Annotated in this window: 8 protein-coding genes; 5 read left to right on the top strand and 3 right to left on the bottom strand. The window is 70.1% G+C overall.

The window, feature by feature from the left end; genetic code table 11:
- Positions 1 to 44 precede the first annotated feature (44 nt).
- Entirely contained in the window at positions 45 to 416 is a 372-nt protein-coding gene (locus tag DQP57_RS25325; protein WP_430920191.1) for an Rv3654c family TadE-like protein, read from the top strand.
- Here the strand turns inward: DQP57_RS25325 and DQP57_RS25320 are convergent.
- Positions 413 to 1,450 carry a PAS domain-containing protein gene (locus tag DQP57_RS25320; RefSeq protein ID WP_112635515.1) on the bottom strand — a complete coding sequence of 346 codons (1,038 nt, stop codon included), beginning with the start codon at positions 1,448 to 1,450 and terminating at the stop codon, positions 413 to 415. The two genes, DQP57_RS25325 and DQP57_RS25320, sit on opposite strands and share 4 nt — an antisense overlap.
- A 72-nt stretch (positions 1,451 to 1,522) precedes the next feature.
- Positions 1,523 to 3,862 (bottom strand): DEAD/DEAH box helicase, encoded by a 2,340-nt coding sequence (locus DQP57_RS25315; protein WP_112635513.1) that lies wholly within the window; start codon positions 3,860 to 3,862, stop codon positions 1,523 to 1,525.
- Positions 3,863 to 4,146: 284 nt separating this feature from the next.
- On the opposite strand from DQP57_RS25315, the gene cspA reads away from it, so the two are divergent.
- The 3 genes from cspA (at position 4,147) to topA (ending at position 8,141) form a co-directional block, all read left to right on the top strand.
- Positions 4,147 to 4,350 (top strand): cold shock protein CspA, encoded by a 204-nt coding sequence (gene cspA / locus DQP57_RS25310; protein ID WP_007166602.1) that lies wholly within the window; start codon positions 4,147 to 4,149, stop codon positions 4,348 to 4,350.
- Positions 4,351 to 4,516: 166 nt separating this feature from the next.
- Positions 4,517 to 5,116: a hypothetical protein gene (locus tag DQP57_RS25305; protein WP_112635512.1), complete on the top strand. Its 600-nt coding sequence runs from the start codon at positions 4,517 to 4,519 to the stop codon at positions 5,114 to 5,116.
- A 214-nt stretch (positions 5,117 to 5,330) separates the two neighbouring features.
- Positions 5,331 to 8,141, top strand: a complete 2,811-nt coding sequence (gene topA / locus DQP57_RS25300) for a type I DNA topoisomerase (protein ID WP_112635510.1) — start codon at positions 5,331 to 5,333, stop codon at positions 8,139 to 8,141.
- Between the two features lie 16 nt (positions 8,142 to 8,157).
- On the opposite strand, the gene DQP57_RS25295 is transcribed toward topA, so the two are convergent.
- The gene (locus tag DQP57_RS25295; protein WP_112635508.1) at positions 8,158 to 9,786 is read right to left on the bottom strand and encodes an adenylate/guanylate cyclase domain-containing protein; all 1,629 of its coding nucleotides are present in this window, start codon (positions 9,784 to 9,786) and stop codon (positions 8,158 to 8,160) included.
- A 154-nt stretch (positions 9,787 to 9,940) separates the two neighbouring features.
- Between DQP57_RS25295 and DQP57_RS25290 the strand changes: the two genes are divergently transcribed.
- A partial coding sequence (locus tag DQP57_RS25290; RefSeq protein ID WP_112635507.1) for a DNA polymerase III subunit delta' occupies positions 9,941 to 10,554 on the top strand: 614 nt, incomplete at its 3' end.

Raw genomic sequence — 10,554 nt, 5'->3', positions numbered from 1 at the left:
GGCCACGGTGGTCGCGCATTCGAAGTTGTTGCCGACCATCGACATTGCGGCCGAGGCGGTGTCGGCGGCCGAGCCTTCGCGCTGAGCGCGGCTCCGCCACTGTGGTCGCGGCCTGGATGATCGTGGTGCTGCTGACGGTGACCGGCGCCGCCGCGTACCTGGGCTCGGCGGTGGTGGCGCGCCACCGCGCCCAGGCGGTGGCCGACCTCGCCGCCCTGGCCGCCGCGAACCGGCTGAGCTCCGGTGCGGGCACGGCGTGCGCGGACGCCACCATGGTGGCCCGCCGGATGTGGGTCAATGACATCGGTTGTGTCATCGACGGTCTCGATGTCGTCGTCACGGCGCGGGTGGCGCTTGCCTTCGGCGGCGCGGCCAAGGCTGCCGCGCGGACGGGACCCGCGACCGGGAACGACTAGGGCGCGGCGTCCGGCGTCGGCGACAATCCCGCGGAGGCCAGTTCGTCGTCGGTGGGCAGGCGCAGCGAAACCAGCCCGGCGTAGGTATCCGGTTCCAGTTCCACCCGGTTGACGGTGACGTGCACCGGCACCCATTCCCCGTCGTTGCCGGGCAACCGCAACACCCGGCTGGTGGCGCCGCCGCTGAATTCCCTTGTCATGGTGGACATCAGGTCCCGGTCATCGGGGTGGACCCGGGGCTTGCCCGTCTCACTGCCGCGCCAGTCGTAAAAGGTGCAGGGCTCGTCGAGCCATTTCAGCAGCGACCAGGTGTTGAGGTCGATCAGTGCGCGGTGCACCCCGGCCTGAGCCAGGCCGCTGAGGATTCGTCGCGCCAGATCATCGGTCGATACCTCCGGCCCCTTCAATTCGGATTGCCAGTTGATGGCCCGCGCCACCAAATGCTCGCGGCCATCGGGCCCCGGCTCTAACACCGTGCGCGCCACAAAACCTATCCGGATAGACTCGCCCCGCCAGTCGGTGAGATCCCAAGTACTGCACAGTGTTTGGCCTGGCTTGGCCTTGACCGCCATGGCCAGCACCTTGGTTTCGTTGGGGTTGAGTTCCCGCGACGGCAGGTCCTCGGCGAAGGCCCTGCCGAAGGTGACTTCGACCTCGGGATTCTTGCCGCTGTTGATCAGCGACTCGCGGGTGTCGGTGGCCACGCCGAGGGTCAGGTCCCACTTGAGCGGACCGGGCACCGGCCGCTCCGGCGGTTCGGCGTCGGCGGGGCCTGTCCAGACATGCACGCCGTGGATGAATCCGTCGGACATCACCACCGGTTCGGTGCGAATGATGCGATCCCGCTTGGGCGTGATGCTGGTCAGGGCCTGGCCGGTCTGCACCGACTCGGCGATCGCCGTGCGGACCGCCGCCAGATAGGGGCTGCGGCGCAGGAACGTGGTGATGGGGACGAGATTCTTGAGTTGGCGCCCTTGCGCCACCACGGTGGGATCACCCCCGAGTGTCTCCACGAGCAACCAGTCGTGGGCCATGCGGCCGATTTTACGGTGAGGGCGCGGCCCCAGAGGAGTGCGGGCTTCGGCGCACGACCCGGTGGCCGGTCGTCACCCGCCCGCATCGCCCTGCCGTGGCCCCCGCGTCAGCTCCGCGAGAACCAGCTTCAGCACCAGCACCGCGCCCGCCTTGTCGAGCGGGTCGTTACCGTTGCCGCACTTGGGGGACTGCACGCAGGACGGGCAGCCCCGGGGACACTCGCACGCCTCGATGGCGGCGGCCGTGGCACCCAACCAGGTGCGGGCCTGACGAAACCCCCGTTCGGCGAATCCCGCGCCGCCCGGATAGCCGTCGTAGACGAAGACGCTGGGCAGCCCGAGCGGATCGGGCCCGACGGCGGTGGACAGGCCGCCGATGTCCCCGCGATCGCAACTGGCGACCAGCGGCAGCAGCCCGATGGCGGCGTGCTCGGCGGCGTGCAGAGCTCCCGGGATCCGGGTCGGCCCAATGCCCTTGCGCTGCAACGCATCTTCGGTGATCGTGTACATCGCCGCCATGGTGGCCAGGGTGTGCTCCGGCATGTCGAGCTCGATGAAGTCGATCACCTCCCCGGAGAGCCGGCGGCGCAAGTACCCCACCACCTGATGGGTGACCCGGACCGGCACCAGGCCCAGGGTGACCGGCCCGAACGTCAGGCGCTCACCCGTGCCGGTGACGGCGATGTCGGTGATCTCCCGCGCGTACGTCGCGTAACCGGGGTCCTCAGCGTGCACGAACGCGATGCCCTGCTCGGTGTCCAGCGAGTCCACCACGTAGCTGTCGCCCTGATGCAGATACACCGCGCCGGGGTGGACGGTGGCCGGCGCCTGACCCGCGCCGGCGCTGCCCAGCAACCGTCCGGTGTCGGCCTCCACGATGACGATCTGGCCGCCCGCCGACCCCCGGATATCCACCGCGGCATGCGGTTCCAGGCCGGGCACCGGAAAATACTTTCCGCTGCGCCGCCGCAGCAGCCCGTCATCGACCAGGCCGTCGGCCACCTCGGTGGCCCCCAGGGTGCGCACCTCAGCCTCGTCCAGTGGCAATTCGGTTGCCGCGCACAGCAGCTGCGGGCCCAGGATGTACGGATTGGCCGGGTCGATCACGACCCGCTCGACCGGCTTGTCCAGCAGCGCCGCGGGGTGGTGCACCAGATACGTATCCAGCGGATCGTCCCGGGCGACCAGCACCACCAGCGCTCCCTGGCCGCGCCGCCCGGACCGGCCGGCCTGCTGCCAGAACGAGGCGACCGTGCCGGGGAAGCCGGCGAGCACCACCGCGTCCAGGCCCGCGATGTCCACGCCCAGCTCCAGCGCGTTGGTGGTGGCCAGGCCCCGCAACCGGCCCTCGGCCAGCGCGCGCTCCAGCGCGGTGCGGTCCTCGGCCAGGTAGCCGGCCCGATACGACGCCACCGCGCGGGACAGCTCCGGAGCGATGTCGTCCAGCCGCGCCTGCGCGCCCAGCGCGGTCAGTTCCGCGGCGCGACGGGACCGCACGAACGTCAGCGTCTGAGCGCCCTCGGCGATCAGGTCGGCCATCACCCGCGCCGCCTCGGCGCCGGCGGAGCGGCGCACCGGCGCGCCGTTCTCGCCGGTCAGGTCGGCCCGCAGCGCGGGCTCCCACAACGCCACGGTCCGGGCGCCCTGCGGCGAACCGTCCTCGGTGACCTCCTCGACCGGAAGCCCGATCAGCTCGGCGGCCGTCGCGCCCGGCGAATCCGTTGTCGCACTGGCGAAGATCACCGTCGGCGACGACGAGTAGCGGGCGCACAGCCGCAGCAGGCGGCGCAGCACCATCGCCACGTTCGAGCCGAATACCCCGCGGTAGTAATGGCATTCGTCGACGACCACGAATCGCAGACCGCGCAGCAGGACGGCCCAGCGGGCGTGGTTGCGCAGGATCGACAAGTGGATCATGTCGGGATTGGAGAACAACCACCGCGAACGTTCCCGCGCGAACCGGCGGACTTCGTCGGGGCTGTCGCCGTCATAAGCGGTGGGCCCGACGTCCCGGCAGCGCGGAATCGCCGCGGTCAGCGCGTGCGCGGCGCGCAGTTGGTCGTGGCCCAGCGCTTTGGTCGGGGACAGGTAGAGCACCCGCGCCCGCGGATCGGTCGCCAGCGCGTTGAGGACCGGAAGCTGATAGGCCAACGACTTGCCCGAAGCGGTACCGGTGCTGAGCACGACGTGCCGACCCGCGTACGCCAGGTCGGCGGCCGCGAACTGATGCGACCACGGTGAGGTGATCCCGCGCGCGGCGAACGCGCCGATGACGTCGGGCTCGGCCCAATCCGGCCACTCGTGCGGCCGGCCGCTGCGCGGTGGCAGTTCGGCGACGTGACGCAGCGGCTGCTCGTCGGCCGCGGTCCCGGCGAGTGCGGCGGCAAGCAGGTCGCTGCCGAAACTCGCCATCTCACTTCCTCCGGGATCCGATCGTGAAATCGGCCGTCGCAGCGGCCTTCGAATCGGCGGATGACACAAGTCTGTCGCCGACGCGATGAACATGGTTGACTATTTGCGGTCGCAGCTTCTGTGTTCGTGTCAAACTTTCGCAGGATCGACGTTGCGGCCGCGGTTCCTGCGAGGTTAATCGGTCGGGTGAACTTCCGGCGACTCAGCGAGGTATGGCGGTCGTACCAGGCCCGGGGCATCGAAAAGCGATGCCCCGCACCCAGAAGAAAAGGAAAGATCGAGAGATGCCACAGGGAACTGTGAAGTGGTTCAATGCGGAGAAGGGCTTCGGCTTCATCGCCCCTGAAGACGGTTCCGCGGATGTATTTGTCCACTACACGGAGATCCAGGGTTCGGGCTTCCGCACCCTCGAAGAGAACCAGAAGGTCGAGTTCGAGATCGGCCATAGCCCTAAGGGCCCCCAGGCCACCGGAGTCCGCTCCGTCTAGACGAGAGCAGACCTGAACGGATACCCCCCGTGCAGACCCGCCCAGCGGGTTCAGCCGGGGGGTTTCCTCCTTTACTGCGGCAACCGGCTGTGCATCCCCGTCGATGCCCGACGCCGCGCCGGTTGCCTCAAGACGCGGGCGGGCACCCTGGCCTACTGTCGGTGGCGTGAGCCAGCTTTCCTTCTTCACAGCGGAGTCGGTGCCGCCCGCGGTCGCCGATCTTTCCGGGGTGCTGGCGGCGTCCGGGCAGATCGTCACCGTCGGTGCCACCGGTGAAAATCCCGTTGCGGGTGCTCGGCTGTCGGTGGTCGTGGATCAGCCCTGGCGGGCCTCGGCGCTGGCCGAGATGATCCGCGAGGCGGGTCTGGTCGCCGAGATCAGCCGGACCGACGAGGACACCCCGTTGGTGCGCACCGCCGTGGACCCCTCGCTGAGCACGCTGGCCGCCGAATGGACGCGCGGGGCGGTCAAGACCGTGCCGCCGCGCTGGCTGCCCGGGCCGCGCGAACTGCGAGCGTGGACGCTGGCGGCCGGAAACCCGGAGGGCGAGCACTACCTGCTGGCGCTGGACCCGCACGCGCCGGACACGCACTCGCCGCTGGCGTCGGCGTTGATGCGCGTCGGGATCGCGCCCACCCTGATCGGCACCCGCGGCGGTCGGCCGGCGCTGCGGATCAGCGGACGCCGCAGGCTATCGCGCCTGGTAGAGAACGTGGGGGAGGCGCCGGAGGGCGCCGAGGCGTCCGCGCGGTGGCCGCGAGTTTAGCCGCGCGGTGGCGCCCGGAATCGCGTCGGCTTTCGCCCGTTTTCGCGAGGGTCAGTTTGCGCAGGCCCGCCCAAGGGTGCGAAATTGTCAGGTGCCGCAGGGCGAAGGAACGGTCGCGTACCTGAATTTCACCGGAATTTTCGATGCCGACCTGTCATTCTTCCTGCAGGTGGTCTCGCAGGGGGGACCAATCACGGATGGAGCGTAAGGGCAGTTGGCTGACCCGAAACTAAAGGACACCGGCAGCGGCGGGAACGGCAGCCGCCGGCGACTCGTGATCGTCGAGTCGCCCACCAAGGCGCGCAAACTGGCCGGCTACCTGGGCTCCAGGTACATCGTCGAGTCCTCGCGCGGCCACATCCGCGACCTGCCCCGGGCCGCCGCCGACGTGCCGGCGAAGTTCAAGTCGGAGCCCTGGGCCCGCCTCGGGGTCAACGTCGACGCGGACTTCGAACCGCTGTACATCATCAGCCCCGAGAAGAAGAGCACGGTCACCGAGCTCAAGGGCCTGCTCAAGGAAGTCGACGAGCTCTACCTGGCCACGGATGGTGACCGCGAGGGCGAGGCCATCGCCTGGCACCTGCTGGAAACCCTCAAGCCGAACATCCCGGTCAAGCGGATGGTGTTCCACGAGATCACCGAGCCGGCCATCCTCGAGGCCGCCGAAAACCCGCGCGACCTGGACATCGATCTGGTCGACGCGCAGGAAACCCGGCGCATCCTGGACCGGCTGTACGGCTACGAGGTCAGCCCCGTGCTGTGGAAGAAGGTCGCGCCCAAGCTGTCGGCCGGCCGGGTCCAGTCGGTGGCCACCCGGATCATCGTGCAGCGCGAACGCGACCGCATGGCGTTCCGCAGCGCCTCCTACTGGGACATCGTGGCCCAGCTGGACGCCAGCGTGTCCGACCCGCAGGCCGCGCCGCCCACCTTCACCGCCCGCCTGACGGGGGTCGACGGTCTGCGCGTGGCCTCCGGCCGCGACTTCGACTCGCTGGGCCAGCTGCGCAAGGCCGACGAGGTGACCATCCTCGACGAGGCGAGCGCCACGCAGCTGGCGGCGGGCCTGCGCGGGGCCCAGCTGTCCGTCGCGTCGGTGGAGGAGAAGCCCTACACCCGGCGCCCGTACGCGCCGTTCATGACCTCGACGCTGCAGCAGGAAGCCGGCCGCAAGTTGCGGTTCTCCTCCGAGCGCACCATGAGCATCGCCCAGCGGCTCTACGAAAACGGCTACATCACCTATATGCGTACCGACTCCACCACGCTTTCGGAGTCGGCGATCAACGCCGCGCGCACGCAGGCCCGCCAGCTCTACGGCGCCGAATACGTGTCGCCGTCGCCGCGGCAGTACACCCGCAAGGTCAAGAACGCGCAGGAGGCCCACGAGGCGATCCGCCCCGCGGGTGAGACGTTCGCGACCCCGGACGCGGTGCGCCGCGAACTCGACGGCGACGAATTCCGCATCTACGAGCTGATCTGGCAGCGCACCGTGGCCTCGCAGATGGCCGACGCCCGCGGCACCACGCTGAGCCTGCGGATCAACGGCCAGTCAACCGGCCGAGATGTGGTGTTCTCGGCCAGCGGTCGCACCATCACCTTCGCCGGCTTCTTGAAGGCCTACGTCGAGACGGTAGACGAACTGGCCGGCGGCGAGGCCGATGACGCCGAGAGCCGGCTGCCGCAACTGACCCAGGGCCAGCGACTGGACGCCATCGAACTCACCCCCGACGGCCACGCCACCAACCCCCCGGCGCGCTACACCGAGGCGTCACTGGTCAAGGCGCTCGAAGAGCTGGGCATCGGCCGCCCGTCGACGTACTCGTCGATCATCAAGACCATCCAGGACCGCGGCTACGTCCACAAGAAGGGCAGCGCGCTGGTGCCGTCCTGGGTGGCGTTCGCCGTAACCGGTTTGCTGGAACAGCATTTCGGCCGCCTGGTCGACTACGACTTCACCGCGGCGATGGAAGACGAGCTCGACGCGATCGCCTCGGGCCAGGAGCGGCGCACCGACTGGCTCAACAACTTCTACTTCGGCGGCGAGCACGGGGTGGCCGACTCGGTGGCGCGCTCAGGCGGGCTGAAGAAACTCGTCGGCGTCAACCTGGAAGGCATCGACGCCCGAGAAGTCAACTCCATCAGGCTTTTTGACGACGAGCAGGGCCGGCCGGTGTACGTGCGGGTCGGCAAGAACGGGCCGTATCTCGAGCGCATGGTGACCGGCGACGACGGTGAGCCCAAGCCGCAGCGGGCCAACCTCAACGACTCGCTGACGCCCGACGAGCTGACGCTGGAGGTGGCCGAGCAGCTTTTCGCCACCCCGCAGGAGGGTCGGGTGTTGGGGGTGGACCCGGCGACCGGTCACGAGATCGTCGCCAAGGACGGCCGATACGGGCCATACGTTTCCGAGGTCCTGCCGGAGCAACCGCCCGACGACGACGGCAGCGCCGCGCCCGCGAAGAAGGGCAAGAAGCCCACCGGCCCCAAGCCCCGCACCGGTTCGCTGCTGCGCACGATGGACCTGCAGACGGTCACGCTCGAGGACGCGCTGCGGCTGCTTTCGCTGCCCCGGGTGGTCGGTGTGGACCCCACCACCGGTGAGGAGATCACCGCCCAGAACGGCCGGTACGGCCCATACCTCAAGCGCGGCACCGATTCTCGCTCGCTGGCGACCGAGGAGCAGATGTTCGACATCACCCTCGAGGAAGCGCTGAAGATCTACGCCGAGCCCAAGCGCCGCGGCCGGCAGGGCGCCGCCGCGCCGCCGCTGCGCGAGTTGGGCGCCGATCCGGCCACGGGCAAGCCGATGGTGATCAAGGACGGCCGGTTCGGTCCCTACGTCACCGACGGCGAGACGAACGCCAGCCTGCGCAAGGGCGACGACGTCCTGTCGATCACCGACGAGCGCGCCGCCGAACTGCTGGCCGACCGCCGGGCTCGGGGCCCGGCCAAGCGCCCCGCCAAGAAGGCGACCCGCAAGGCCCCGGCCAAGAAGGCGGCGGCGAAGAAGGCCGCGAAGCGCAGCTGATCCGGCTCGGGTTCTCTCAGTAGCCCGGGCCGATGGCCTCGCCGGACATCTCCTCGGTCCGCGGCCGGGTGGGCGCGGGATCGGTGGTTCCGGCCAGGTGCACCGGGCGCGCCAGCTGGGTGGGTGCCCGGCGGCCGCGCAGCTCGACCACCTCGCCGACGTCCCAGCACAGGGCCTCGGCGTCCAGCGCCCCGCTGACCGCGATCGCCGACGCGAGCACGTGGCCCGGCTCGAGCTTGGCCAGCTCGGTCAGCCGGGCGGCCTCGTTGACCGGGTCGCCGATCACGGTGTACTCGAAGCGGGCCTGCGCGCCGATGTGACCGGCGATGGCCCGCCCGGAGGACACCCCGATGCCGAACTCCGCCGAACCGATCACCGGCAGCAGCGCGTCGTGCAATTCCCGGGCGGCGGCCAGCGCCCCGCCGGGGGAGTCGGGGTGTTCGATCGGCGCGCCGAAGATGGCCAGCGCCGCGTCACCCTGGAACTTGTTGACGAAACCACCATGCTTGCCAACGGTTTCCACCACCACCCGGAAGAACTCGTTGAGCAGGTGGACGACCTCGGCGGGTGGCCGGGTGGAGGCCAGCTGGGTGGAGCCGACCAGGTCGACGAACAGCACCGCGACGTCGCGCTCCTGGCCGCCCAGCTCGGTGCCGCGCTCCAGCGCCCGGCGGGCCACGTCCTCACCGACGTAGCGGCCGAACAGGTCACGCAGCCGCTGCCGCTCGGACAGGTCGCGCACCATGTCGTTGAAGCCGGCCTGCAGCAGGCCGAGCTCGCTGGCGTCGTAGATCTGCATGTGCGCGTTGTAGTTTCCGCGCTGCACCTCCGAGAGCGCCCAGCGCAGCTGGCGCAGCGGATCGGCGATCGACATGGCCACCAGCAGCGTGCTGACCAGGCCGATGCCCAGCGCCGCCATCGCCAGCAACAGGATCGGGGTGAACAGCTTCTCCGGCGTGGCGTGCAGCAGCGAGGTCTTGTCCGCCACCACCGCCAGCACGATCGCCAGCACCGGCACGGCGGTGGACAGCATCCAGGTCAGGATCTGGCGCAGGATGACGCCGGGCGCCTTGACGTTTTCGGGCACCCCGCTGCGCAGGGCGGCCACCGCCACGGGCCGCAGCACCCGCTCGGACTGCAGGTAGCCGATGATCGAGGTGGCGGCGGCGCCCAGCCCGGTGGCCACCGCCACGACGGGCGCGGCGTATCGGGCCACCGACCAGCTGGCGATGATGAACACCACGCTGCCGATGGCCCAGGCCACGATGCTGATCAGGGTGCGGTAGAACGGCATTCGCAACGCGCGGCTGCGCGCCAGTTCGGTGGCGGCCGGGTCGGCCTCGGCGAGCATGTTGTCGCGGCGCTGCCACCGGAACACGGGCAGCAGCAGCCGCAGCGTGACGGCCAAGCCGGTGAGGAACACGACGACCAGCGCGGTGGCGAAGATGGCCACGTTGAGCACCGGCAGGTCCTGCAGCTGGATGCGATCCTCGGGCGGCAGCGCGTAGCGCAGGAAGCCGAGCACGAACAGGGCGCCGATGATGTCGGCCTGCAGCATGCTGAGCGAGAACAGCGGCCACGGTGTGCGCATCACCCAGCGGACGAATGCGCTGATCCGCCCGGGTAGTGCTGCCGCCGTAGTCACTAACCCACCGTATCGGGCGGCGGCGACGTCGCGGAAACTTAATTGCGATCTCGGCAGGTCGCGCGGGGCGCCGCCGCGCCGCCGAAGATAACGGAATGGTCGCGGTCCGGTGGCCGTTCGGTATCTGTCGGGGCCGCCACTACTGTTACCGGTGATGTCCGGGGTGTTTACGCGGCTGGTAGGCCAGGACGCGGTGACGGCCGAGTTGCTGTCCGCCGCCAGGGCCGCTCGCGGTGACGCCGGCCACAGTGCGCCGGGCGCCGGGACTATGACACATGCGTGGCTGATCACCGGCCCGCCCGGTTCGGGGCGCTCGGTGGCGGCGCTGTGCTTCGCGGCCGCGCTGCAGTGCACGTCGAGCGCCGACGACGGTGAGCCCGGGTGCGGGCGCTGCCACGCGTGCACGACGACGATGGCCGGCACCCACGCCGACGTGCGCCGGGTGATCCCCGAGGGCCTGTCCATCGGGGTCGACGAGATGCGCGCGATCGTGCAGATCGCGTCGCGGCGCCCCGCCACCGGGAACTGGCAGATCGTGGTGATCGAGGATGCCGATCGGCTGACCGAGGGCGCCGCCAACGCCCTGCTGAAGGTGGTCGAGGAACCGCCGCCGTCGACGGTCTTCCTGTTGTGCGCGCCGTCGGTGGATCCCGAGGACATCGCCATCACGTTGCGTTCCCGGTGCCGGCATGTGGCGCTGGTGACGCCGTCGGCCGAGGCGATCGCGCGGGTGCTGGTCGACAGCGACGGCCTGACCCCCGACACGGC

It is taken from the genome of Mycobacterium colombiense, assembly GCF_003284935.1.
Lineage (GTDB): Bacteria > Actinomycetota > Actinomycetes > Mycobacteriales > Mycobacteriaceae > Mycobacterium > Mycobacterium arosiense_A.
Note: the sequence above shows the minus strand (reverse complement) of the source record. Positions and strands in the feature narration are given on the sequence as shown.